Annotated in this window: 23 protein-coding genes and 1 tRNA gene; 6 read left to right on the top strand and 18 right to left on the bottom strand. The window is 62.0% G+C overall.

Annotated features, from left to right (window positions below):
• Positions 1-53: 53 nt before the first annotated feature.
• Together H6B51_RS03000 and H6B51_RS02995 are read right to left on the bottom strand one after the other, a co-directional pair.
• Positions 54-695 carry an HAD family hydrolase gene (locus tag H6B51_RS03000; RefSeq protein WP_335342094.1) on the bottom strand — a complete coding sequence of 214 codons (642 nt, stop codon included), beginning with the start codon at positions 693-695 and terminating at the stop codon, positions 54-56.
• 151 nt (positions 696-846) lie between these two features.
• Entirely contained in the window at positions 847-1,218 is a 372-nt protein-coding gene (locus H6B51_RS02995; protein ID WP_204882262.1) for a metal-dependent transcriptional regulator, read from the bottom strand.
• 363 nt (positions 1,219-1,581) lie between these two features.
• Here H6B51_RS02995 and H6B51_RS02990 point away from each other — a divergent pair, with 363 nt between their 5' ends.
• Entirely contained in the window at positions 1,582-1,896 is a 315-nt protein-coding gene (locus tag H6B51_RS02990; RefSeq protein ID WP_204882261.1) for a TIGR04076 family protein, read from the top strand.
• A gap of 47 nt (positions 1,897-1,943) precedes the next feature.
• Here H6B51_RS02990 and H6B51_RS02985 read toward each other — a convergent pair whose 3' ends face one another.
• The 8 genes from H6B51_RS02985 to ymfI form a co-directional block, all read right to left on the bottom strand.
• The gene (locus H6B51_RS02985; RefSeq protein ID WP_204882260.1) at positions 1,944-2,795 is read right to left on the bottom strand and encodes a zinc dependent phospholipase C family protein; all 852 of its coding nucleotides are present in this window, start codon (positions 2,793-2,795) and stop codon (positions 1,944-1,946) included.
• Between the two features lie 313 nt (positions 2,796-3,108).
• Positions 3,109-3,831, bottom strand: a complete 723-nt coding sequence (locus tag H6B51_RS02980) for a stalk domain-containing protein (protein WP_204882259.1) — start codon at positions 3,829-3,831, stop codon at positions 3,109-3,111.
• Positions 3,832-4,099: 268 nt separating this feature from the next.
• Positions 4,100-4,810, bottom strand: a complete 711-nt coding sequence (locus H6B51_RS02975; protein WP_204882258.1) for an ABC transporter ATP-binding protein — start codon at positions 4,808-4,810, stop codon at positions 4,100-4,102.
• Between the two features lie 2 nt (positions 4,811-4,812).
• Positions 4,813-5,664 carry an ABC transporter ATP-binding protein gene (locus H6B51_RS02970; RefSeq protein ID WP_204882257.1) on the bottom strand — a complete coding sequence of 284 codons (852 nt, stop codon included), beginning with the start codon at positions 5,662-5,664 and terminating at the stop codon, positions 4,813-4,815.
• Positions 5,657-6,790 carry a branched-chain amino acid ABC transporter permease gene (locus H6B51_RS02965; protein ID WP_418055054.1) on the bottom strand — a complete coding sequence of 378 codons (1,134 nt, stop codon included), beginning with the start codon at positions 6,788-6,790 and terminating at the stop codon, positions 5,657-5,659. Before H6B51_RS02965 ends, H6B51_RS02970 begins: the two co-directional genes overlap by 8 nt.
• A 10-nt stretch (positions 6,791-6,800) precedes the next feature.
• A complete protein-coding gene (locus tag H6B51_RS02960; RefSeq protein WP_204882256.1) occupies positions 6,801-7,721 on the bottom strand; it encodes a branched-chain amino acid ABC transporter permease in 921 nt (306 codons plus the stop codon).
• A 165-nt stretch (positions 7,722-7,886) separates the two neighbouring features.
• Positions 7,887-9,122 (bottom strand): ABC transporter substrate-binding protein, encoded by a 1,236-nt coding sequence (locus H6B51_RS02955; protein WP_204882255.1) that lies wholly within the window; start codon positions 9,120-9,122, stop codon positions 7,887-7,889.
• 142 nt (positions 9,123-9,264) lie between these two features.
• The gene (gene ymfI / locus H6B51_RS02950; protein WP_204882254.1) at positions 9,265-9,987 is read right to left on the bottom strand and encodes an elongation factor P 5-aminopentanone reductase; all 723 of its coding nucleotides are present in this window, start codon (positions 9,985-9,987) and stop codon (positions 9,265-9,267) included.
• A gap of 169 nt (positions 9,988-10,156) precedes the next feature.
• Here ymfI and H6B51_RS02945 point away from each other — a divergent pair.
• Positions 10,157-10,232 (top strand) — tRNA-Val (locus H6B51_RS02945).
• Between the two features lie 752 nt (positions 10,233-10,984).
• On the opposite strand, the gene H6B51_RS02940 is transcribed toward H6B51_RS02945, so the two are convergent.
• The 6 genes from H6B51_RS02940 to H6B51_RS02915 all read right to left on the bottom strand — a co-directional run bounded on the left by H6B51_RS02940 (position 10,985) and on the right by H6B51_RS02915 (position 16,944).
• Complete coding sequence (locus H6B51_RS02940; protein WP_204882253.1) at positions 10,985-12,427, bottom strand: CotH kinase family protein; 1,443 nt, start codon at positions 12,425-12,427, stop codon at positions 10,985-10,987.
• Between the two features lie 4 nt (positions 12,428-12,431).
• Complete coding sequence (locus H6B51_RS02935; protein ID WP_204874813.1) at positions 12,432-13,112, bottom strand: DUF4956 domain-containing protein; 681 nt, start codon at positions 13,110-13,112, stop codon at positions 12,432-12,434.
• Between the two features lie 26 nt (positions 13,113-13,138).
• Positions 13,139-13,849 (bottom strand): polyphosphate polymerase domain-containing protein, encoded by a 711-nt coding sequence (locus tag H6B51_RS02930; protein ID WP_087337285.1) that lies wholly within the window; start codon positions 13,847-13,849, stop codon positions 13,139-13,141.
• Positions 13,818-15,068 (bottom strand): PepSY domain-containing protein, encoded by a 1,251-nt coding sequence (locus H6B51_RS02925; protein WP_204882252.1) that lies wholly within the window; start codon positions 15,066-15,068, stop codon positions 13,818-13,820. Before H6B51_RS02925 ends, H6B51_RS02930 begins: the two co-directional genes overlap by 32 nt.
• 173 nt (positions 15,069-15,241) lie before the next feature.
• On the bottom strand, positions 15,242-16,201 hold the full coding sequence (locus H6B51_RS02920; protein ID WP_204882251.1) for an anti-sigma-I factor RsgI family protein: 960 nt from the start codon (positions 16,199-16,201) through the stop codon (positions 15,242-15,244).
• Positions 16,198-16,944: a sigma factor gene (locus tag H6B51_RS02915; protein ID WP_243413643.1), complete on the bottom strand. Its 747-nt coding sequence runs from the start codon at positions 16,942-16,944 to the stop codon at positions 16,198-16,200. The genes H6B51_RS02920 and H6B51_RS02915 overlap by 4 nt, the downstream gene beginning before the upstream one ends.
• 258 nt (positions 16,945-17,202) lie before the next feature.
• Here H6B51_RS02915 and H6B51_RS02910 point away from each other — a divergent pair, with 258 nt between their 5' ends.
• Positions 17,203-17,850, top strand: a complete 648-nt coding sequence (locus H6B51_RS02910; protein ID WP_204874809.1) for a PepSY domain-containing protein — start codon at positions 17,203-17,205, stop codon at positions 17,848-17,850.
• A 70-nt stretch (positions 17,851-17,920) separates the two neighbouring features.
• On the opposite strand, the gene H6B51_RS02905 is transcribed toward H6B51_RS02910, so the two are convergent.
• Entirely contained in the window at positions 17,921-18,163 is a 243-nt protein-coding gene (locus tag H6B51_RS02905; RefSeq protein WP_204874808.1) for a hypothetical protein, read from the bottom strand.
• Between the two features lie 16 nt (positions 18,164-18,179).
• Complete coding sequence (locus H6B51_RS02900; RefSeq protein WP_204882250.1) at positions 18,180-20,453, bottom strand: choice-of-anchor I family protein; 2,274 nt, start codon at positions 20,451-20,453, stop codon at positions 18,180-18,182.
• 410 nt (positions 20,454-20,863) lie between these two features.
• Between H6B51_RS02900 and H6B51_RS02895 the strand changes: the two genes are divergently transcribed.
• The 3 genes from H6B51_RS02895 to H6B51_RS02885 all read left to right on the top strand — a co-directional run bounded on the left by H6B51_RS02895 (position 20,864) and on the right by H6B51_RS02885 (position 24,917).
• On the top strand, positions 20,864-22,237 hold the full coding sequence (locus tag H6B51_RS02895) for a PhoH family protein (RefSeq protein WP_087239155.1): 1,374 nt from the start codon (positions 20,864-20,866) through the stop codon (positions 22,235-22,237).
• A gap of 141 nt (positions 22,238-22,378) precedes the next feature.
• Entirely contained in the window at positions 22,379-23,224 is an 846-nt protein-coding gene (locus tag H6B51_RS02890) for a DUF8171 family membrane protein (RefSeq protein ID WP_087337301.1), read from the top strand.
• A gap of 1 nt (position 23,225) precedes the next feature.
• On the top strand, positions 23,226-24,917 hold the full coding sequence (locus H6B51_RS02885; protein ID WP_204882249.1) for an ABC transporter ATP-binding protein: 1,692 nt from the start codon (positions 23,226-23,228) through the stop codon (positions 24,915-24,917).
• The last annotated feature ends 4 nt before the right edge of the window (positions 24,918-24,921 follow it).

The following is a 24,921-nucleotide window of genomic DNA, read 5'->3' as shown; positions in this document are numbered from 1 at the left end:
TCCTTGCAAAAAATTCAACGGGATAGACGGGCGACCACAAGGGTCGCCCACGTTTACGGCGGGCTGAGGCGGCGCACCGCCGCCGGAATCTCCGCAAAGGCATGGACGGCGGGCACAGCATGGTCGATGACGCCAAACCCGTAGGCAGCGTGGAGGAAGGGCACCCCCGCCGCCGTGGCGGCGTTGCAATCCCCCTGGGTGTCCCCGATGTACAGGGGGTGTTTCAGCCCGTTGCGGGCCACCACCAGGGCGATGTTCTCCGCCTTGGGCTTGCCGGTGCGGCCGGGGTTTTCAAAGTCGGTAAAATACTGGCCCAGTCCGTGGGCCTGGAAAAAGGCCTCGATATATCCGGCCTGGCAGTTGCTGACGATAAACAGGGGATAGTCCGCCGACAGCTCCCCCAGCGTCTTCTCCACCCCGGGGTAAAGAATGCCGCCGTGGACGGCCACCCAGCTGTTTTCCGCCTCCATCAGCTCCTCCTCCATAGCCGCCAGAGTCTCCGGCGGCAGCTGGGGCAGCAGCTTGCGGAAAATGTCGGGCAGGAGCATTCCCATGCAGCCGATGAGCTTCTCCCGGGTAAGGGTCCCGGCCAGAGCGGGATCATGGGCCCCCAGCACCCTGTTCCAGGACAGGCAGATGCTGTCCACCGAGTCCCACAGGGTCCCGTCCAGATCAAACAACATTCCGTCAAACACGGCAAGCGCCTCCCAAAATCACATGCTTTAATACTATATCATACCCTCCGACCCCATTTCAAGTAGCCCCCCAGGCCTTTTTGCCCAAAAAATGCCGCAGCCCGCTCTGTCAACGGAGCGGGCTGCGGCATGAAAGAGGGAATGGGGAACCTCAGGCGGTCAGCGCCTCCCACCGGGCGGCAGGGGCAGCAGAGCGGCAGGACAGCTCGGACACGGCGGCACAGGCTGCCATCCAGGCCTCCTCGCCGGGCAGCTCCATCCAGCCCCGAAGGGCGGCGGCCAGCCGGTCGGCCTGGTCGGCCAGCCCCCCCGCCAGGCGGCGGCCCTGGGCGGTAAGATGGATCTTGCCGTAGCGTTCCTTCTCCACCAGCCGCTTTTCCACCAGGATGGACATCATGCTGGTGACCGAGGCCCGGGACACCTCCAGGGCGGCGGCCACGTCCTTGGAGGACACCTCCAGCCGCTTCCGGGACAGGTGGTAGATGGTGAGCAGGTAGCGCAGGTTGGTGTTGGTCAGCTCCATGGGATACTCCTTTCTAAATGCTGGGTGGACGTTTGCGGCAGACGGGGCCCACGCAGTCGTCCTTGCGCCTCCTGCGGTTTGTCCCCTGTCGGTAGGAAGCGGTCACAAAAACCGCCAGAATAAGCAGGCTGATCAGAATGGTGGAAAGCATCGGACCGTTCCTTTCATACAACGGATTACTGGCGGCAGCTCGCCAGGTCAATCTGTGGTTAGTTCTCGCTAACCCTGTGCGGCTTTAAGTTTATACCAACTAACCACTCTTGTCAATCCCCTTTTTTAATATTTTTCCACCAATACCTGCGCCTTGACTCGTACATAAGTTTTGTTATAATAAAACTATCTCATATGCGGAGGTGTCGTCTTGTGAAACAGGTCAAGATCACGGTGTTGCGCAGGCAGCTCTATGCCGATCTGATTGAGCGTTATTTGACAGAGCCGCCGGAGGAATGTATCTGCGATTTCTTCGTGGAAGGGGATTCTTTTCTCTATACCGGCGGAGCGGAAATGCCCCCCGGCTTTTGCCCCTGGGCCTGGATCGATATTTACCGCACCGTCTCCGCCTTGTCCTGTGGGGCAACCTACACACCCTGGCAGCGGAACGAGGGCGCCTCAGTAGTATGCTGTACCGACGGTATCCGTCCGGTCAGTTTTCTGTTGGAAGCGGTGGAGCCTGCCTGAGCGCAAAACCGGGCGGCCCACAAGGGCCGCCCGGTTGGCGTTTCAGATCAGGTCAGGGAGTGGCTGAGCACACCGGCCCAGGACTGGGCCGCCCGGCTCTCCGGCGGGGTGCCCTTGAAATCCCGGTCAAACCAGTGGGGCACCGGGGTATCCGCCCAAATGGCCTGGAAAAATGCGTTGATCTGGCGGGTGGTCTCCTCCACCGCCCCCTCCAGCAGCCGGTCCAGGTCGGCGCTGCTCTCCAGGGATGCGGGGTGGGGGGTCTCGCTGAGGGCCACGTTTTTGGCGGACTGGATGGGAAGCATCCGGCTCACCGCCCCGATGACCTTTCCGGTGGGGCGGCCGCAGGAGCGGGCAAAAAAGCTGAGGTACCAGCTCATGGCCCGGTAAGCCCGGCGCATCTGCCGGGGCGTAGCGTGGGTGTAGGCCTGGGCGGCGGCCCCCCACACGGGGCTGCCCTTTTCCGGGGCGGAGGGCAGGTGGGCCCTGGCGGTGGAATCCAGGCCATCCTCCTCGATGAGCATCCGGTCAAATTCGCTCTCCATAGCCATGTGGGAGATGGGACCCTCGGCGGCCCGCTCGTCCACGTAGCCGTGGCAGGCGGAGTCCAGGGCCAGATGGCACAAAAAGCCCGCCCCGTAGCCAACGGACATGGGCACCTGATCCTCGATGGCCTGACGCAGGCGCTCCACGGCGGGCAGGGCGGAATTGCGGTGCATCCGCACCCCTTCCCGGCGGACGGCGTTGGGGCGGATGGGCTGATAGAAAAACAGAGGGTCCGGGCCCAGGCAGCCCAGGTCGAAGGCTTCACGCTCCGCGTCGATCATCCGGGCCAGCTCCTGAGGCAGCCCGTCCAGTACCTTGTCTCCGAACTTCAGGTGAGCGTAATAATTAGGCATGTTTCTGCTCATTCCTCCTAACCGCAGTCCACAGAGTTCCATTCTATGTTCCCATTATAGCAACCTGCCGGGAAAAGAGTAAAGCGGAAGTTTGCACCGGAGTTATCCACTTTTCCACAGACTTTTTCACCGCCTTTTTCCGCCCTCCCCCGGGAAAGCCCCGTTTTCTCCACATCTACTCCCCGGTTTTCCCCGGTTGTTACGGTCTGCGAATCAAAATTTTCGGCATACCAACCCATTGACAAGACAGCAGGGGCAAAAAAGCGGGGCTGCCGCGCAAGCGCGCGGCAGCCCCGCTGGGGTGGGTATGGAGTTAGGAGAAGGAGATGTTGTAGATGCCGTAATCCACAGCATCCCAGCTGTAACCTTCGCTATTGGTAATCTCAATCTTGACGTTGGCGGCCCGGTTCAGGGGGACGGTAAAGGTCTGGGGGTACTGATCCCAGCCAACGGTGTAGCTCTTGGACAGCACGCCGTCCAGGTACACGTCCACAGCGGCGTTCCGGTCCTTCTTGCCGTCAATGTGGCCCACGGTGAAGGTCATGGACTGATACTGGAAATTGGTGTTCCAGAGGGCATAGCCGGGGTCATCCTGATCGCCATAGAGGTAGATGCCCTGGGTGATATTCTGGCCGGAAATGGTCATGTAGCTTTTGTGATCGGTGCCGTCATAGATTTTGCTGTAGCTTCTGTTGATCTGATAGGGGGGCAGCTTGGTCATCCAGTTGACGGCCTGGCCGGGCACGTCGCCCACATAGACGGTGGCGGTGCTGCCGTCCCAGGCAACCTCCTTGTCCAGGGCCTCGCCGATGGCGCGGACAGGCAGATAGGTGGTGCCCTCACTGGCAAAGGGCTCTACCACCTTGCCGTTGGCGTCCTTGGGGGTAATCTCCACCCCGTCCACCACGATCTTGATGCCCATGTAGTTGGCCTCAATCATCTTGGTGGTGACGGTGCTGGCGGCCACGGCGGTCCCCACCAACAGGACCAGGGCGGCGGCGCCGGCGATCAACCGGGTACGCAGGGTTCTCTTCATAACAGGGTTCCTCCTTGTTCAGACTTCTCCCCCGGTTCCGCATCCTCAGGGGAGGGTATTCCAAAACGGCCCCGGCCGGTCTGTCAGGGCCCGTTTCAGACCACGGGCGGAGCTCCGCCCTTTCAGCTTCCTTTAGTGTATCACATTTTTTCCCGTTTCGCCAGACCATTTTTTCGTATACGTAAATTATCTCTCAAATAGTGTGGAAAGGGGCCGCCGGAGTTGTTCCGGCGGCCCCTTGCGAAACGGATTCTGTTGTAGGCTGGGCTCAGCCGCCCAGGTAGGCCTTTTTCACGGCCTCGTCGGCCAGCAGCTCCTTGCCGGGGCCGGTGAGGGTGATGCGGCCGGTCTCCAGCACGTAGCCCCGGTCGGCCACACTGAGGGCCATGCGGGCGTTCTGCTCCACCAGCAGGATGGTGGTGCCCGCCTGGTGGAGGCGCTTGATGATGTCGAAGATCTGCTCCACCAGAATGGGGGCCAGGCCCATGGAGGGCTCATCCAGCATGAGGATCTTGGGGTTGGACATCAGCGCCCGGCCCATGGCCAGCATCTGCTGCTCGCCGCCGGACAGGGTGCCGGCGATCTGCCGCCGCCGCTCCTTCAGCCGGGGGAACTGGTCGAACACCCGCTCCAGGTTGGGGGCGACGGTAGAATTGGCCTGGGTAAAGGCCCCCATCTCCAGGTTCTCCTCCACCGTCATCTGCTGAAAGACCCGGCGGCCTTCGGGCACCTGAGCCAGACCATGGGCCACCAGCTTGTGGGCGGGGACGTTCTGGATGGGCTTGCCCTCCAGCTGGATGGAGCCGGTACGGGAGCGCAGCAGGCCGGACACCGTCTGGAGGGTGGTTGTCTTGCCGGCACCGTTGGCCCCGATGAGGGTGACGATTTCCCCCTGGTTGACCTCGAAGGAGATGTCCTTCACGGCGTGGATGGCGCCGTAGTACACGTTGATATTTTTTACTTCAAGCAGCGCCGCCATGGTCATACCTCCTTCTGATCGCCCAGGTAGGCCTTGATGACCTCCGGGTTGTTCTGGATCTCGGTGGGGGTGCCCTTGGCGATGATCTGCCCGAAGTTGAGCACGCAGATACCCTCGCAGATACCCATAACCAGGCTCATGTCGTGCTCGATGAGGAGGATGGCGATGTTGAAGGTATCCCGGATCTTGACGATATTCTCCATCAGGTCGGCGGTCTCAGAGGGGTTCATGCCGGCGGCGGGCTCGTCCAGCAGCAGCAGGGAGGGGTTGGTGGCCAGGGCCCGGACGATCTCCAGCCGGCGCTGGGCGCCGTAGGGCAGGGAGCCGGCCTTGGCGTTGGCCAGATCCTGCATGTCAAAGATGCTCAGCAGCTCCAGGGCGCTTTCGTGGGCCAGCTTCTCCTTCTTCCAGTAGCCCGGCAGGCGGAACACCCCGCTCCACATGGGGTAGCGGATGTGGTTGTGCATGCCGATCTTCACGTTGTCCTCCACGCTCAGGTTGTCGAAGAGACGAATGTTCTGGAAGGTACGGGCAATGCCCGCCCGGTTCACCTGGGCGGTGGACATATTGTGGGTGTCCACCCCGTCCAGCAGGACGGTGCCCCGGGTGGGCTGGTACACCTTGGTGAGCAGGTTGAACACGGTGGTCTTGCCGGCGCCGTTGGGGCCGATGAGCCCGGCGATCTCGGTGCGGCCGATGGCCATGTTGAACTCGTTGACGGCGGTGAGGCCGCCGAAGTCGATGCCCAGGTGCTGGCACTCCAGGATGGGGCTCTTGTCCACGTCCCGCTCGGGGATCTTGTTGACGCTGGGCACCGGCACCAGCTTGGTCTCAGGGCGCTTGGACTTACTCATGGCCCACTCCTCCCTTCTGCGCGGCAGCCTTGGGCTGCCTGCGGAATTTTTCCGTCAGCCGGGTGAAGTAGCCCCGGAGCACCGGATTGTTGGTGGCCAGCATGACCAGGATGAGGACGATGGCGTACACCAGCATCCGGTAGTCGGAGAACTCACGCAGGGCCTCAGGCAGCACGTACAGCACGGTAGCGGCGACGACCGACCCCCAGATGTTGCCCAAGCCGCCCAGCACCACGTACACCAGCACCAGGATGGAGGTATTGAAGTCAAATTGGGCGGCGGTGATGGAGGAGTAGTTCAGGCCGAAGAGAGCGCCGGCGGCACCCGCCAGAGCGGCAGAGATGACAAAGGCCATCAGCTTATACTTGGTGATGTTGATGCCTACGCTCTCGGCGGCGATGCGGTTGTCCCGCAGGCCCATGATGGCCCGGCCCGCCCGGCTGCGCACCAGGTTGAGCACCACGATCAGGGTGATCATGACCAGCACAAAGCCGGCGGTGAAGGACGCGATCCGCTCGTTGCCCGCCGCGCCCTGGGCGCCCTTGATGATGGCAAAGCCGTCCTCGCTGAGCCCCAGGCTCTGGACGGTCTTGGTGCCGTCGATGTTCAGGGCAATGTGCAGGCCGTTTTTGTCATAGCCCACCAGCAGGCAGTTGATGAGCTCCTTGATGATCTCGCCGAAGGCCAGGGTGACAATGGCCAGGTAATCGCCCCGGAGACGAAGCACCGGAACGCCCACGATCACGCCCACCACAGCGGCCAGCAGAGCGCCCAGCACCAGGGAAATGACCAGACGGACCACCGGGTTGGGGATAGAGCTCTGAAGGCTCATGGAGGTAATGATGCCCGTAAAGGCGCCCACACTCATAAATCCGGCGTGGCCCAGGCTCAGCTCGCCCAGGATGCCCACCGTCAGGTTGAGGGATACCGCCATACACACATAGCAGCAGATGGGCACCAGCATACCGGTCATGGACCGGTTGAGCATCCCCTGGGACTGGCAGATGCTCACGATCACAAACGCCAGAATGACCCCCAGATAGGTGGCGTAATCCACCTTGTTGGCGGTTTTCATTTGCTTAAAATACTGTCCCAGTCCTCCGGAAGACTTCTTGTTCTGTTTCATCTGGGCCACCTCACACTTTCTCGGGCACATACTTGCCCAGCAGGCCGGAGGGCTTCACCAGCAGCACCACGATCAGCACCGCGAACAAAATGGCGTTGGACAGCTGGGTGGAAATGTACGCCTGGGCCAGGGCCTCAATGATGCCCAACAGGATACCGCCCAGCATGGCGCCGGGAATGGATCCGATACCGCCAAACACCGCGGCGGTAAAGGCCTTGATGCCGGGCATGGAGCCGGTGGTAGGCTGGAGCACCGGCGAATAGGAGCACAGCAGCACGCCGGCAATGGCCGCCAGGGCCGAGCCGATGGCAAAGGTCAGGGAAATGGTGCGGTTGACATTGATGCCCATAAGCTGGGCCGCCCCCTTGTCCTCCGAGCAGGCCCGCATGGCCTTGCCCATCTTGCTCCGGCCGGTAAACAAGGTCAGGCCGATCATAATGACCACACAGGCCGCCACCGTCAGCAGCGCCACATTGGAAATACGCAGCTGCCCGTCAAACAGGGACAGCTGTCCGCCAATCACAGAGGTAAAGTTCTTGGGATTGGCCCCAAAAAGCAGCTGAGCCGCGTTCTGGAGGAAGTAGCTGACGCCAATGGCTGTGATGAGCACCGCCAGTGAGCCCGCCTGCCGCAGAGGACGATAGGCCAGACCCTCAATGATCACGCCCAGCACCGTGCACACGATCATGGCCAGCAGCACCGAGACCAGAGTGGCCACGCCCACCGCTGTTCCGGAAGGGTTGTCCCCCAGCAGCTGGCCGGTGGCGTAGGTGGTAGCGTAAAAGGAGACATAGCCGCCCACCATAATCACATCTCCGTGGGCGAAGTTCAACATTTTGGCAATACCATACACCATGGTATAGCCCAGGGCGATAATGGCGTAAATGCTTCCCATGCTGATTCCGTTAATCAGGTAGAGCAAAAATTCCATAAGCTCTGACAACCTCTCTTTCTCTTTTATAGCAGAAACCAGGGCAGGACCCGACGGGGTCCTGCCCCGGTTTCTGCCATAGAGCAAAAGCGGATAGAAACAACAGGGGGCTGCCGGCAGAGCCGGCAGCCGTACCTGTCTGTATTCCCATTACGGTCCGATCTGTCAGGGAGTCACATAGGTGCCGCCCTCGATGACCACGGCGGTGGGATCCTTGGACACGGCGCCGTTGTCATCCCAGGTCATCTCGGAGCCGGCGCTGGTCAGACCCACAACGGAGAGGTCGCCCATGGCGGCGATCAGGGCATCGCAGATCTCCTCGTTGCTCATGTCTGCGGTAACACCGGCGGCCTGGATGGCCTCGTAGACAATATACACCGCGTCATAGGCGTCAGCGGCAAACTGATTGGGGATCTCGTCGTTGTGGCGGCTCTTATACTCGCTGACAAAGTTCTGAGTGGCCTCGTCCTCCGCGTCGGCGGAGAAGGGAGTCAGCAGGTACACGCCCTCGGCCAGGGAGGTGTCAAAGCCGGGCACGGTGAGAATACCGTCCATGCCGTCCACACCGAAGAAGGTGGGCTCATAGCCCATGGCGTTGGCCTGGGTCAGGATCACGGAAGCGGGAGTATAGTAGATGGGCAGGAAGATCATGTCGGCACCGGCAGACTGGGCGCTGGTAAGCTGATTGTTGAAGTCGGTCTGGGTGGACTCGTTAAAGGTGCCCTCGTAAACGATCTCCATACCGCGGGTCTCGGCCTCGGCGGCAAAGTTGTCCCGGATGCCCTGGGAATAGGGATCGTCGTTCTTGTAGATGATGGCGATCTTCACGTTCTCGAAGTGCTCGTCAATGTACTGCGCGGAACGGGAGCCCTGGTTGGAGTCGGTGAAGCAGACCTGGAACACATTGTCGTTGCCCTCGATGACGTCGTCACCGGAGGCGGAGGGGGTCACGGTAAACACCCGGTCCTCATAGGCCAGGGGCACCACGGACAGAGCGGGGCCGGAGGTAACGGTGCCCACCAGCACCTGCATTCCCTGATCCATCAGGTTATTGTAGGCGTTGACGGAGGTCTCAGGATCATGTACGTCGTCGGCGCTGATCAGCTCAAACTGGACAGCTCCGCCCAGAGCGTTGATCTCGTCCACAGCGATCTGCGCCGCGTTGAGCACGTTGGTGCCGTAGATGGCGGCGCCGCCGGTCAGGGGGCCGATGACGCCCAGCTTAAAGGTACCGGAAGCGGAGCCGCCGCTGACAGGGGTGGTCTCCTCGCTGCCGGCGGGGGTGCTGCTGTTGCCGGACGGAGTATTGGCAGAGCCGCCCTCGCCGCCGCCGCAGCCGGCCAGCATGGAGAAGCTCAGGGCACCCGCCAGCGCAAGAGACAGGATGCGAGACTTTTTCATTTCTAGTTCCTCCTTTGAGAAGTTGTTGACAATTATATGCGCGTCAGGCAAAATTGTCAACCTGCAATCTGTACAACGGCCCCCTGTTTCCAGGGGGCTGTTGTGTATATTATGAACATTTTATGAACGCTAAAAAACAATTTCAGATGATAAGTCCGCCGTTGGGGGCCAAAATCTGCCCGGTAATAAAATTTGCCCCCGGAGAAGCCAGATACCACAGGGCCTCCGCCACCTCCTCCGGCCTACCGGTCCGGCCCAGGGGAGTCTCCTCGGCCAGGGCGGCCAGGTCCTCCGCCGTCAGATTGGCGTTCATTTCGGTATCAATGACCCCAGGTGACACACAGTTTACCGTGATCCCCGAGGGACCCAATTCCTTGGCCAGTGCCTTTGTAAGCCCTATGACAGCGGACTTTGAGGCGGAATAGGCAACCTCGCAGGACCCTCCAACCTGTCCCCACATGGAGGACAGGGTCAGGATCTTCCCCGCCTTCCTGTGGATGAAGTGAGGCAGGGCCGCCCGGATGGTATAAAACATCCCGTCCACGTTGACGGCGAACATCCGCCGCCAGTCCTCATCGGTCAGATCGCCGAACAATTTCTGCTGGGCAATGCCGGCGTTACATATCAGAATGTCAAGTTGACAAAATTTCTCCAACACATTGTCAACCATTTTCCCCACTTGAGCGGGGTCGGACACATCGGCCTGTACCGCCATGCCCCCCAGCTCCGCCGCCAGGGCCTCCGCCTGTTCCCGGGAGCGGCAGTAGTTGACCACCACCTTGTCCCCTCCGGCGGCAAACCGCCGGGCGGCCGCCGCCCCAATACCCCGGCTGCCACCGGTAATGAGCACCACACGTCCCGCCATGGGTCTCCCCTCCTTAAAATAAGAATCATATTTCGCCTGCCGCCCGTCTGGGGGAAGGCGCATCGCCCCATGTCCTCCAGTATACCAGCCCCTCCCAGGGATGAAAAGGGAAATTTCAAAAATCGCTTGACAACCTCCCCGCTTTTCGCTATAATAGTCCATGCTGTTCGGACGATTAGCTCAGCTGGTAGAGCATCCGCTTGACGTGCGGGAGGTCACAGGTTCAAGTCCTGTATCGTCCACCATAAAGCCACACCAATCTGGATATTTTAGGCGGAACGCTTAGAGTATCAGAGGGTGTGGCTTTTTTATTTTTAAGAAATTTACGTTTTGAAAAAAAGATATTTTCGCGGTATTCTGGGGCGTCGGAAGGGCCTGCCCCTGAATTGCCTCAGTTTCCGAGCTCCGATAGGGATCAGCGCCCTATTTGAACACATCCGGGGCGCAGAAATCCGAAAAAATGATATACAAAAAACAGTGCGCCGGTTTGTTGGTTTTGAAGCGGCCGGGCGGTTTTATTTAGCCAAGGAAACTACCAAATCAATTTATAAGTTAGAGGGTAGTGTCAACAGGTCCCTTATTGTCCCTTATCGTGGGTCACGGTAAAATCAAAAATTGCAACAAAAAAGCCTTGAAAACCAAAGTTTTCAAGGCTTTTTGGAGCTGCTATCCGGATTTGAACCGGAGACCTCATCCTTACCAAGCGGCTTTGGAACTTTTTTCTAACTATTTTTCGTACTTTATAGCGATATACACTCCGATCTGCTTGCTTTCCGCCACTTTTTGAGCATCCTGTTTCCGTATACTCCACATCGCGCTGTGGCTGAAAATGTGGTCAAAAGCGCCTCCCCTCTTTTGCCGGCGGCACGTCCGCCGACAAAGTGGGGAGGCATTTTCTGCCCGTCTGCGTTGTAATTTTTGGAGGGAAATAACGTAATCCATTTATGCCGGAGGCAGCTCAAAATTTACGGGACAGTAAACAATATGAGCTACCCTCTTATTCCACCCCCGCAATTGCCGCGGCCTCATTCTGCCGCTCCTTCGCAGCCTCCAGGTCGTCGAAATCCCCCAGCGCCCGCAGATCCACATGGGAGGCGTCCACCCCCGCCCCCGGATTCGACTCCTGCTGGGCCAGGGTGATGGGGTAGTTCCCCTCCAGTTGCCCCCGAATGCTCTCAGAGCGCAGGCGGCACACCTCCAGCAGCGTGTCCACCGCCAGCAGATGATCCTCATAGGAGCAGAAGGCGGTGGGATCGACCTCCACATAGGGAACGATCATGACCCGTGCCTGCCGGATGACTGCCTCATACCGGCCGCTCTCGAAATACTCCGAGAGCAGTTGGCCGAAATAGGCGTGGTACCGGGCAAAATAGTCTCTGTTTTTCATCAGATTGTGATACAGAGGCCGCTCCAGCATGACCTCCCCCCGGGCGGGGGTGTTCACCGGCCAGTTGATCAGCACGTCAGGGTCCCGGACGGGATTGGTCATGCCCAGGGCATAGGTGCCGAAGGCTAAGTTGTAATCCCAGGGCAGGATGGAGAGTACCCCGTCCTCCTCGTAGAGGAAGTAGTTGTGGCCGGTATGGCCCAGGTAACTGTCCCAGTTCATCACAAAGACCTGCACTGTAAAGTATCGCAGCACCTCGTTCACGTTGACCGCCGTCTCCAGATTTTCGCCGGTAGACAGCACCCGCAGGGCCTGGATCAGCCGCTCCCGGTCCGCCCCGTCCGTGTCAAACTTGGCGTTGTCAAAGATGTTGGGGTAGCGGTCTGGGTCATCGCCAATGTACCGCAGGGCCACGTCGGCGTTCTCCGCGTTCAGGGAGCGGTAGTCCGGCTTATAGAGCGCTCCGTGATCCGGGCCGAAATTCCGCCGGGCAAAGGCCTCCTCCGGCTCCTCGATGGCCAGAAACAGCCCCCAAGGCTGACCGTTCACCGTCACCCAGGCGTAGCTACACAAGGGCACCGGTACCTCCATATAGTCCATCATGTCGTAGACCAGGTACGTTTTGAGATAACTGTTGTCCTGAAAGGAGGCGTCCAGGGAGAACTTGTCCAGGCCATGGTAGTTGCCCCCGTCCACATAGTGGTCGAATTCCAGCTTCAGACTGTACCGGGACAGGCCGTACTCCTCCGTCAGCCGGAGGGAGTTGTTCCCCTTGGCCCGCAGGCCCACCTGGTAAAACTCCTCCCCGTCGATGACCGCGGTGCAGGGGATATACTCCTCCGCCGGGGCGTTTTCGAGGAAAGCCGCCCAGTCCTCCACCCGCAGGTCCACGGTGTGGACCCGGCCATCGTCAAAGAGGCGGGAGGCGTACCCGGGCGCGGCGCTGGCGGGCCGGAGGCCCAGAGCCTCCCCGAAGCAGAGCAGACCGGTGAGGACCAGGGCCAATAGGATGGCCCCGCCGCAGATAAGATCGATATGCCGGTGGCGGATCATGGCCTCACCCCATGTAGTCCCCGTTGTAGGAGACCAGCACCACGTTCCCCACGCCCTCCATGGCCCCCAGCTCATTGACGAACTCCGTGTCGGCATCCCGCAGGCGCACCTCGTAGTTCAGCTCGATCTGGCCCGGGGCCACGCTCTTGCTCTTCAGATTCAGCCGCCGCACCCGGGCCTCCACCAGGGCGCGCACCTGCCCCTCCACATCCTGGTCGGCGCAGTGAACCACCAGGATGTAGGGGGACTCCCCGTTCTTCTGCCGGGAGAACACCAGCAGCACCACCCCCACAAATAGGCTGCCCACCACCGCCAGGGGGATCAGCCCCGCCGCCAGCACGATGCCCGCCGCGATGGCCCAGAACAGGAAGGCGATATCCATGGGCTCCTTGATGGCGGTACGGAAGCGGACGATGGACAGGGCGCCCACCATGCCCAGGGAGAGGACGATGTTGCTGGTCACCGCCAGGATCAGCAGGGTTGTGATGAGGGTGAGGGCGATGAGGGTCACCCCGAAGCTGGGGGCGTACATGACCCCGGCGTAGCATTTTTTATAGGCCAGGAAGATGAACAGGCCCAGGCAGAAGGCCAGCGCCAGGGCGATGGCGGCGTCCGGCAGGGAGACCGCGTCCAGCCGCTCCAGAAAGCTGGATTTGAAGATGTCCTGAAAGGTGAACGTGGGCATGGCAGCCACACCTCTTTTCTTCGTTCTCAGTCAAACCGCCGGCACAGGGCGTATTTGGAACAGGCCCCCGCCCGGCGGCCCGGCGTCTGGACGGCCAGCCGCACCAGGTCGGGGAGAAAGGCATCGTACTTGACCTCCAGTACCGTCACCCCCTCCAGGGGCCTGAGGGGAAAGGCTCCTGGGGACAGGAAGCCGGCGCTGTCCCCGCAGGTGCGCAGGTCCCGGTCCAGGGTCACCCGGACGTTTCCGGGGGCGTACAGGAATGCCTCCCGGTCATAGCACACCACCGTCCTGGGCCGCAGCAGCGTCCCCCGGAGCTTGTGGTACAGCTCCGACAGCAGGGGCTCCCCCCGCTCCAGAAGGAAGGCGTCCTCCCCGGAGAGCAGCCGCTCCGCCTCCGACCAGGTCAGGCGGGCGGACCGCTTGCCGCACAGGCCGTTCACCTTAAATTTTTTCTCCAGCTTGAGAAAATCCGGGCGCTCCCCGTAGTACCGCAGGCGGAACTTCTCCCGCCGGTCCACCCCGTCCAGCTTCTCCCGGAGGGCGGTATCGTAGGGGGTGTCGAAATACAGGCTGGTCACCCGGTAGGAGCCGTCCGGCCCGGCGTGGCCGTCCCGGGGAAAGAGCTTCCCCAGCCTGGAGGCGAGCACCAGATCCTCCTGGGGAGAGATCTGGTGCTTGACCTCGTGGCGCAGGCGGAGGGGCTCAGTCGTCCCAATCGTCGTCCCAGTCGTCATCGTCGTCCCGGTCGTCGTAGTCCGTGTCGTCCCAGCCGTCGTCATCGTCGTCCCAGTGGTCCTCGCCGGTGGGGTCGCCGTACCAGTCGTCGTCATCGCCCCAGTCGTCGTAGTCGGTGATGCCATCGGCATTGGGGCCGTAGTCGGTGTCGTCGTAATCGGTGATCCCGTCCGCGTTGGGGCCGTAGCCGGTGTCGTCGTAATCGGTGATGCCGTCGGCGTTGGGGCCGTAGTCCGTGTCGTCGTAATCGGTGATGCCGTCGGCATTGGGGCCGTAGTCCGTGTCGTCGTAATCGGTGATGCCGTCGGCGTTGGGACCGTAGTCGGTGTCGTCGTAATCGGTGATTCCATCATTGTTGGGGCCATAGTCCGTGTCGTCATAGTCGGTGATCCCGTCGGCATTGGGGCCGTAGTCGGTGTCGTCGTAGTCAGTCACGCCGTAATCGGTGATCCCGTCGCTGCCCGGGCCATAGTCGGTGTCGTCATAGTCCTGGAACTCCGCGTCCATCTCGGTGACCTTGCCGGTGTAGGCGTTCACCTCATACTCGTACTCCACGCCGTCCAGGACGAATTCCACCTCGTACTCCCCGTCGTCCAGGTCGTACTCCTTCTCCACAAACTGCAGATCGTCCCGGCCCAGCTGGGTGGAGAGGATGCTCTGAGCGGCGGAGGCGTTGATGTACCCCTTGTCCCCGTAGGCGTCGTCGTAGTCGTCTTGGTCCAGGGTCACGGCCTGGGAGCCGATCTGGTCGGTCTCCACCACCAGCCGGACCGCCTCGGCCAGTTCGTTCAGGAACTGGTCATTGGGGTAGACGGAGCCCCGCTCCAGCTTCAGGATGATGTTCTTCTCGTGGCCGCCCACGGTGGCGTCGAAGTAGCCCAGGGCATTGATCTCGTCCACCAGCTCTCCCACCACCTGGGTACAGGGCCGGCCCTCATAGCCGGTGTAGGAGGCCAGCAGGGTCTGGGCCTCCTGGTTGCGGCCGGTGAGGGCCACCACGTTGCCCAGATCGTCATAGTCCATCTCGATCTCCGGGTTCACGCTCAGCAGGACGGTGCCGGCCACGCCGCCGCTCTCTTCCAGGAGGGGGGCGCTGGTGCCGGGGGTCTCGGGGAGGGACGCCGTGCCGGCGCCGTTCCCGCAGGCGGTCAGAGTGGTCAGGGCCAGGGCGGCGGTCAGGGTCAGGGCAAACCATTTGGTGCGGATGTTCTGTTTCATTTCATTCATCTCCTTGAAAAGGGTGTTTGGTTTGTGTGTTCTGCTTTTAGATTACGGAGCCGCTGCCGAAAAACCGGGGCCTGGGAAAAACTTTTTTCCTCTTCTTCGGCTGACACAGGGAGGATACGGCGGCCGGTCTCCAAAACCGGGGCCGCGGCGGAAATTTTTCTGCGTTAATCGTCGTCATCCCGCTCTCCGTCATCGTCGCCATCATCATCGTCATCGCCGTCCCAGTCGTCGTCATCGTCGTCCCGGTCATCGCCGTCATCCCGGTCCTCATAGTCGGTGTCACCGTCCACATAAGGGCCGTCGTCGGGAGGTTCATAGTCGGTGACGCCGTCGCTGTAAGGACCGTAATCCGTATCCTCATAATCGGTGACCCCGTCGGCGTTGGGGCCGTAGTCCGTGTCATCGTAGTCCGTGATCCCCGGGTCGGCAGAGGGGACAGGGGGCGCGGAGGGCGCCGGCGTGGGCTCCGGCACAGGCTCCGGCGTGAGGTCCGAGGTGGGGGACGGCGTGGGGCTGGGCGGCGCCACCGGGATCACCACCTCGGTGGCCGGTTCCTCCTCCGGCGCGGGGCCGATTTGGATCACGATGGTCTCCCCGTACCGCTCCTCCAGATCCTCCCGGGCCGCCTGTTCCTCCCGGGCCTGCCAGTCGGCGTCGGCGCTGGTGACCGTGATGGACACCGTCTCCCCGCCGGAGAGGTAGCCCATATCGATGGCCCGCTCCACCAGCTCCCCGGTCACGTCCTCCCGGTCCTTGCCGCTGTATTCGTAGCCCGCAATCAGGCTCTGGCCGTCCTCATTGAGCCCCTCCAGCTCCAGCACCCGGTCGGTGCGGCTGAGGGTGAGCTCCACATCCGGGTTGATCTGGATGCGCAGGGCGCCGTAGGGGGTGAAGTTTGGCTGGTAGTAGCCAAAGAACACCAAGCACAGACAGGCGGCCAGGCCAGCCACGCCGGACAGGGACTTCCACAGGGCGGGGCGTTTTTCCCTGGGGTGCCGCAGCTCCACGATGTCCCGCACTGTGTCCCCCACCTGATAGCGCAGGTTGGCGGCCTTCAAAAAGCGGCCCTCCTCGTCCAGCACCACCGCGTAGGCCGGATGCACCTCCATGACCAGATAGCTCACGCCTCGTCGCCCCCTCTCTTGGGGCCCACCTGGCACAGGTGGCCCCGGATGATCTCATAGCCGTTGGTGAAGGCCAGCAGGATGGCCACCAGGTACTTCCGGTGCCGCTCCATGGTCTTCCTGTCGGTGCCGGAGCCGGCGGACAGCTCCCCCATGGGCAGCTTGCCCGTGTCCTCCACCCGTTTCAGCAGCTCCGGCTGGGTCCGGGCGAAGTCCAGCACCCGGCGGCAGGCGGCGAAGGTCCGCTCCTGCCGGGGGCAGTTGTCCGCCACATCGGAGAAGGTCAGGCCGAACTGGGCCAGCTTCTCGGAAAACTCCTGGATCTCCCGCCGGCTGGCGGTGCGCACCGCATAGTCCCCGGCGTGGTCCACGGTGTCGGGGATGGTGTCCAGCAGCTCGCCGCCGTCCTCCTCCCCGCCCAGGGGGGTGTGGAGGGAGATCACGTTGCCGTGGCGCTTCTCCGTCCGGTAGTGGTCGATGAGCCGGTTTTTAATAGCACGGGCGGCGTAGGGCAGAAAAGCGCCCCGGCTCTTCTCATAGGCCAGCACCGCCTCATAGAAGGCCAGCATGGCGATGCTCAGTTCGTCCTCATGGCCGTTTTCCGGGGCGGTATGAAGAAACTTCACCGTCTCCGAGCGGATAAAGCCCATGTACTGACGGATGAGGGCGTCCGCCGCCTCCGAGTCCGTCTTGGCCGATCGTACCTGGGAAACGATGTCGTGCTCTGTGCGCACCATTGCCATCCCTCCATCCCCCTCCGGCAGTAGGATACGGACACGCCGCCGGATTTTCGGGGTCACAGCAGAAATTTTCAAAGGGTAGAAAACACTATTGTAAAGTTTAGCGGCTGCGAAACGGAGGCGCGACCGTCTGGATGTCAAATCTTTGTCAAATGTATGTAAAGAAACGGATGGGGCGGTTTTGTGTTCCCTTGGATGGGTTGCGCGCCAGGGTTCTTCGTGGTAGGATGGAGGCACGCACACAGAAAAGGAGCGCGCGGGATGAAACAGATCTTTTCTTTCGGTTTGACAGCGGCGCTTTTGCTGGCCTGCCTGACCGGCTGCGGCGGACAGGCGGGCGGCGCCGCGCCCGGCGGGACGGCCCCCTCCGGCGGCCAGACTCCCCCGGCGTCCTCCGTTCCGGAAACGCCCGCCGGCCAGGGGCAGACGCCGCCTGTGTCCCCCGACCCGGAGAGGGGAGTCGCCGCCGGGGAGATCAGCCGGGAGGAGGCCCTGGCCATCGCCCTGGACAATGCGGACGTGCCGGAGGGCGACGCCTACAACATCAAAAACGAGACCGACAGCGACAATGGCATCCCCATCTATGACATCGAGTTCGAGACCGACTACGGCGACTACGACTTTGAGGTGGCCATGGCCGACGGTCGCATCGTTGGTGCGGACTACGAGGTGGACGAGGAGTGGCTGGACGCTCTGGACGGCAGCCCTGTCACAGCGGAGGAGGCCGCTTCCATCGTGGCCGGCAAGGTTTCCGGCGCCAGTGCGGCGGACGTATCTGTCTGGGAAGAGTCCGGCGACGGCCGGGGGCGTTACGAAGGGGAGCTGTTCCTGGACGGCATGAAGTACGAATTTGAGATTGACCCGCAAACTGGAAAAATCTTTGATTGGAATGCCGATCTGCGGGACTGACCGTCGGCACATAAAAACGGCGGGGAGAAGGCACGTCTGTCTTCTCCCCGCTGCTTCATTCTGTTGATTTTTAGGACGGTTCCTTGGGCGGGAATCCCAATTTGGCTTCCAGTTCCCGCGTTTTTGCCGCCATCTCGTGCAGCGCCATGGACGGCGTTTTTTCCTGTTTGGTCACTATCTTAACCAGGATTTCGGCCAGGATGGACGCATTCGTCCGCTCCAGCAGCTCCATCGCCCGCTCCAACGTTTGCCCGGAGAATCCGACCTTTTCCAGCTTCCGGCGTTCCTTATCCAAACGCTTCATGGTCTTCACACCCCAATTCGCCTGGTTATTTGGTGAATTGGGACAGGGCCAGCAGCGCCTGGGCAGTCTGCACCCGAGTGGCTGCCTGGCCGGGGGCCAGCGTGTCCAAGGAGGTCGCGGTGAGCACGCCGGCCTCCACCGCCCAGGTCATGGCCTCCGCAGCGTAGCCGGCGATCTGGTCATAGTCGGCGAACTCCCGGACGGCCATGCCGCCCTGGGCGGTGTCATAGCCCTCATGCCGGGCGTAGCGGTAGAGCATGACCGCCAGCTGCTCCCGGGTGATGGGATCGTCCGGGCCGAACAGGCCGCCGCCGTAGCCGCCGGCGATCCCCTCGGAGGCGGCCCAGCGGACGGCCTCGCCATAGGAGGCCGCCGGGTCCACATCGGAGAAGTCCATCAGATAATTCACCACCGGGCGGCCCTCCAGCGCCCACAGGGCCGTGACCGCCTCGCCCCGGGTCAGCGTCCCATTGGGCTCAAAGCGGTCCGCGCTGACGCCGGCCATCAGGCCGTTCTCACAGACATAGCGCACCGCCTGGGCATCCCGGGCCTCCACATCGGTGAAGGGCAGGACGGACAGGGGCTCGCCGCCCACCTGATAGACAGCCACCGTGCCGGATACCTCACAGGCTGCCAGCAGCAGGGCCTCTCCGGTGGGGCTGACGGCATCACTCAGGAACAGCAGACCCTCGGGGGCCACATCGCCGCCGGTGACCCACTTGTCCAGCTCCCCGTCCTCATACTCCTCGGAGCCCTCCACTATGGAGGCGAAATCCCGGGTGTTAATGTAGTTCACGTACTGGGCGGAGGCAGGCTCGGTCACGTCATAAACCATGACGCCGCCGGTGCGCTCCAGGGCCACGAAGGCATAGGTGCGGCCGTCCACCGTACCAACCGTGACGCTCTCCGCCTCCGGTCCCTTCTTGCCAGAGCGGTCATCCACCACGGTGTTGTCGTTGGAGCAGTTGTAGTAATCGGTCAGGTACCGGGCGGTGAGGGTCTCAAAGTCGTTGCCGCTGGTGAACACCTCGGTGACGCCGTTCTCCCCGGCCTCATAAATGGTAAAGGTGCGGCCGCCGAAGAGGTAGTCCTTGCCGCTGTCCAAGCCGTCAAAGTCCTCCACCTTGAAGAAGACCACCTTGCCCTCCAGGCCGGAGTTCTCCCCGGTGATGGCTCCAGTGGGGGAGGTCACGCCCTCCTCGCCGAAGTCCTGCTCGTCCTCGCTGAGGTAGAAGGTGCCCAGATCCTCGTCGCCCCACTCCCGGGCGTCGCCCTCGTTGGCGGTGACCAGATAGGTTTTGCCGTCCACCTGGAAGGCGGCGATGCCGTCGGGCATCCGGATGCCCATGAGGCTGCCGTAGGTCCTGGGCGCATAGGCGTCATCCTTCTTGTCGATATCAATGGGGGTGACGCTGTAGTCCTCAAAACCTGCGGAGTAGATCCCGTCAAAGGTACGGGAGGCCAGATCCAGCACGGCGATGGCATTGTTCTCCTGCAGGGTGACATAGGCCTTGCCGCCGGATACGGCGATATACTCCGGCTCCAGGTCCGTGGAGGGATCGACTCCCTTCTTCAGCACGATCCCGGCTGAGGCCAGCTCGTCACGGCGGGCGTCGAAAGCGTCAAAGCCCACCACCTCGCTGGTGAGGGTTGACACATCTGCCACAGTGACCGAGCCCCTGGGATCAACGATTCCGTCGCCGTAGCCCTCCCGAGGCTCCCCCTCGTCGGCGGTGAGGACGGTGCTGCTGCCGGCAAAGGTCACCATATCCGGCTGCACACCGGTTTCCACCAGTCCCCTCAGGGTCAAGGAGCCGTCGGCATTGCAGGCGAACAGGGCTACCCGGCCGGCGTCATGATATCCCTCCGCCTGGAGGGCGGCGGCCAAGGTGGTGCTGTCCGGAGAGATGGCCACGGAGGTCATGTCCCCATAGCGGAATGAGCTGTCCGCCGCCTCCACCAGGGCCTTCACGTCGATGTCCGTGCCGCTGAGCCGGGTGACGGAGATCCCGGCGGTGAGATCCCCCAGGGGGATTGCCGCCAGCAGGCCGCTCTGGCCGTTGATGGCGTAAGCATAGCCATTGCTCTGGCTGTAGGCCACGATCTCCATGACGCCGCCGTCCACGTTGTACTGGCCGGAGGCGTACCGGGCAATCAGGTTCAGATTCAGGGGGGAATTGCCGTTTTCATACCCAGCGGTCGAGTTGATGCCCGCTGCCGCCGCTGGCACCACAGTGCCCAGCTGAAGCGCCAGGGCGAGGGCCATGGCAATGGCTGCCGGCCGTCTTGCTTTTCTCATGCTGTTTCCTCCTGCGATTTTGTTTTGGAAAGGGAGCGGTACGTTCTCCCTATTTGATTTAGTATAATCCCACGACTGTAAAATCCGAAAGAGGGAATGTGTAAATTTCTTGTAGGCAGAGGAGGTCTGGAACGAAACCGGGTTCATAGCAAACGCGCTTCACATGGATTTGACGGTTTCTTTACTGAAATACCGTCGCACGCTGGGAAAGGCGTCTGCTATACTGAACACAGATGCGGTAGGCATCGGTTGGGAGCGGCAGTATGGAGTACGGTTTCAGACAGCCCGATCAAAATCGACAGAGTATGATCAGCGCCGGTTTGCGCCCTTACAGGGCGGACCGGCGCTGTTTTTGTGGATGCCGCGCCCAATGGTCATAAGACAGCAAAGAAGAAAGGCAGGCGCAACGTATGCAGAAGACCTATGTGCTGGACGCCAATGTCCTCCTCCAGGCCCCCTACGCTCTGGAGTCCTTCGAGGACAACCACATCGTGCTGCCACTGGCGGTGCTGGAGGAGTTGGATGATCGGAAGGGGGCTGACGGTGAAGCGGGAAACAACGCCCGACATGTGCTCCGCTTCCTGGAGAGATTACGGCTCCAAGGAGACCTGGTAAAAGGCGTGACCCTGCCCAGTGGAGGCACCGTGCGCCTGGAGGTCAACCATGTGGACGCGGCCCTTCCCCAAGGGATAGAACCCGGCAGCCGGGCGGGAAGGGTGCTGAAGGTGTGTCGGGGCCTCATGGACGAGGGAGCGCCGGTGACGCTGGTGAGCCGGGACATGGTCGCCCGCATCCGGGCCCAGATGATGGAGGTGCCGGCGGAGGACTTCACCACCGACCGGCTGCCGGATGGAGCCCAGCCCTACACCGGCCGGGCGGAGGTCTACATCTCGGACAGCCTGCTCACAGCGTTCAAGAAAAAGGGAGCTCCGGCGGAAGAACTCTATACCGTGGACGGCGCGGGGGAGCGGAAGCCGGTTTCCTTGACCGAGAACCAGTTTGTCCTTCTGCACTCGGATACCGAGCCGAAAAAGACCATGCTGGGCCGTTTCCGGGAGGGGAAGGTCACCGCCCTGCGCTTTGGCGGCGTCCGCCCATTCGGCGTCAAGCCCCGGAGCGTGGGGCAGCAATTCCTGCAGGAGGCCCTGCTGCTGCCGGTGGCGGAGGCGCCCCTGGCCATCATCCAAGGGCCGGCGGGCACCGCCAAGACCTTTTACGCCCTGGCTGCAGGGCTGGAGCAGGTGCTGGAGGCGGAGGAACGGCCCTATCGGAAGATTCTGGTGTGCCGCCCCAATGCCCAGTTTGACGCGGACATCGGTTTTCTCCCGGGCAGTGAGCAGGAAAAGATCTCCCCCCTCATGCGGCCCATTGTGGACAACCTGGAGATCCTGCTGGACCTGGAGGGGAAGAAAAAGGAGCGGCGCAGCGAGGAGGAGCTGCGGGGGCGCATTGACTACCTCTTTGACACCGGCGTCATCGCTGCCGAGGCCATGAACTTCATGCGGGGCCGCTCCATCACCGATACCTGGCTCATCATCGACGAGGCCCAGAACCTCACCCCCCGGCAGGTCAAGGGCATCATCACCCGGGTGGGAAAGGGCACCAAGGTAGTGCTGCTGGGGGACCCGGCCCAGATCGACCACCCCCTGCTGGACACCCGGAGCAACGGATTGACCTATGCCAGCGCCCGCATGAAGGGCAGTCCCCTGTGCGTCCAGCTGACCATGCTCCCTGACGAGTGCGAGCGTTCCTCTTTGGCTCTGGACGCGGCGATGCGGATGTAAATGAGGGCAGAACTTACATAACACGGCAGATAAGAAAATTTATTTACATTTTACAGGACTTTGGGGGAAGAATTTACATCCCGGTGGTACACTGTGCCTGTGTGAGCGAGAAACACACCATCATAGGGAGGAAAATATGCTATGAGTATCGCACAGAAGCAGACTGCCACACAGTCCCAGAAGCTGATGATCTTTGTCCTGTCCATGTCCCTGTACGGGCTGGCCACCCTGTTCACGGAGCTGATCCCCAAGTTCCAGGTGGGGGTCGTGGAGTTCTCCGTGGAGTACTTCCTGTTCATTCCCCTGACCCTGGCCATGCTGTTCGACCCCCTGTCCGCCGCCCTGGGCGCCGCCACCGGCGAGCTGGTGTTCAGCGAGATCATGCTGGGCCAGTTCGGCGGCCTGGGCGAGCTGGAGAAGTTCCTTACCGTCACCATCGGCGTGTACATCGCCGGCCGGCTGGTGAAGGACCCCAGGAACCGCGCCCTGGTGGGCGTGGCCGCCATCACCGGCACCGCCGCGCAGCTGCTGATGGGAACCGCGGTGGACATCCTGAAGGTCCAGCTGGCGGTGGAGGACTTCGAGGCTGTGGCCGGCCTGCCTGAGAGCGTGTTCGCCACCGAGGGCTTCGCCTTCCTCAATGACCTGCTGTTCTCCGGCATCCTGTTCTGCCTGCTGCCCACTCTGTACCTGGTACCCAAGCTGTACGGCAAGATCGAGCCCCTGCTGGGCATGGCTCCCCGCACCCCGGACAGCGCCGTCAGCGGCATCAGCCCCAAGGCCCTGGCCGTGTGCGCCGTCGGCTTTGTGTGCGCCATCGTGGCCGAGCTGGCCGCCACCGCCGGCATGTCCCTCATCGACTGGGAGGCCGAGTGGGCGGAGAGCGGCACCGCCATGGCCGTGGGCATGGTAGCGGCCGCCGCGGTGGCCATCATCGCCCTGCTGGTCATCAAAAAGAACGCCGGGAAAAAGGCCGCGGTGAACTGACATGAACGCGGTTGAGATCGACGGCCTGACCTATACCTACCCAGGCGCCCCTCAGCCCACCCTGAAAGAGATCTCCCTTCAGATCGAGAAAGGGGACTTCCTGGCGGTCGTTGGCAACAACGGCTGCGGGAAGTCCACTTTGTGTAAGGCCCTCAACGGCCTGATCCCCCACTTTATCACGGGGACCATGGAGGGAAGCGTGCGGGTGGAGGGGCTTGACACCCGGGAGAGCGACGTGGGCGTCCTGGCCCAGAAGGTGGGCTATGTATATCAGGACTTTGAAAACCAGATCGTCCGGCCCACCGTGCTGGACGACGCCTCCTATGCCTGCCTGAACTACGCCTTCCCCGACTACCTGGCGCGGGGCAGGACTGCTTTGCGGCAGTGCGGTCTGGAGGGCAGGGAGGAGGAATATGTCTGGCAGCTCTCCGGCGGTCAGACCCACCTGCTGGCCCTGGCCGGCGCGGTGTCCCTCCAGCCGGACATTCTGATCCTGGACGAGCCCATCGCCCAGTTGGACCCCATGCACGCCGACCGGATCTATGAGGTCCTCCGGGACTTGAATGAGAACCACGGCAAGACCATCCTCGTCATTGAACACCATACCGAGTACATCGCCGACTACTGCAAGCATGTGATGCTGATGAGGGACGGCCAGGTGCGCTGGATACTGCCCACGGAGAATGCCCTCCAGCGGGTGGAGGAGCTGGAGGAATGCAACATCTTCCCGCCCCAGGTGACCCAGGCGGCCCACCGGCTGCGGAGGGCAGGCCGTCTCCCGGCGGACATCCTCCTGCCCACCACCGTGGAGGGAGGAAAAACCGCCTTCGCCGGACTGCATTATATCTCCCGGGAACGTCCGGCGCCAGCTGTCCCAGACGGAGAGAGCGCAGTCTCCTTCCAGGACGTATCTTTGGCCTACCGCTCGGTAAAGGGGGAGCCCCACACCGTGTTCGACGGCCTGAACCTGAACATACGGAAAGGGGAAAAGGTGGCCCTCATCGGCTCCAACGGGGCGGGCAAGTCCACCCTCATGAAGCTGATGGTGGGTCTGCTGAAGCCCAATTCCGGCACAGTTTCCCTCTTTGAGGAGGCCATTGGGGACAAAAAGGCCGAGGATCTGTCCCGGCAGATCTCCCTGGTGTATCAAAACCCGGAGGAGATGTTCATCAAGGACTCCATCCGCGCCGACATCGCCTACGCCATGGAGGTGCGGAACGTCCCGGAGTGGGAGAAACGCACCGGGGAGCTGCTGGAGCGGTTCCGGCTGACAGAGCTGGCAGACCGGGACGGTCGCCTCATGTCCGGCGGGCAGATGCGCCGGGCCAGCCTGGCCATCGGGATCGCTTTGAATCCCGGCATTCTGCTGCTGGACGAGCCCACCGCCAACCTGGACATCGCCACCCGGCGGGAGATCATGGCCGTTCTGGACGACATGAAGGACATCATTCAGACCGCCGTCATCGCAACCCATGACATGCAGCTGGTGTGCCAGTGGGCGGAGCGGATCATCGTGCTGCGGGGCGGGCGTGTGGTGGCCGACGGTGCCCGGGACGCGATCTTTGCCCGGAGCGGCATCGTGGAGCAGGTGGGCATCCGCCCGCCGGAGATCTTCTCCATGGCGCAGGCCTTAGACAGACGGGCCATGTGCTATACCATTGACGAATTCCTGTCATCCTTTCAGGAGGTGTGACCGC

Origin of the sequence: Pseudoflavonifractor phocaeensis, from assembly GCF_016901955.1 — a bacterium.
GTDB classification, from domain to species: domain Bacteria; phylum Bacillota; class Clostridia; order Oscillospirales; family Oscillospiraceae; genus Flavonifractor; species Flavonifractor phocaeensis_A.
This window is presented reverse-complemented; position numbering and strand designations above follow the sequence as displayed.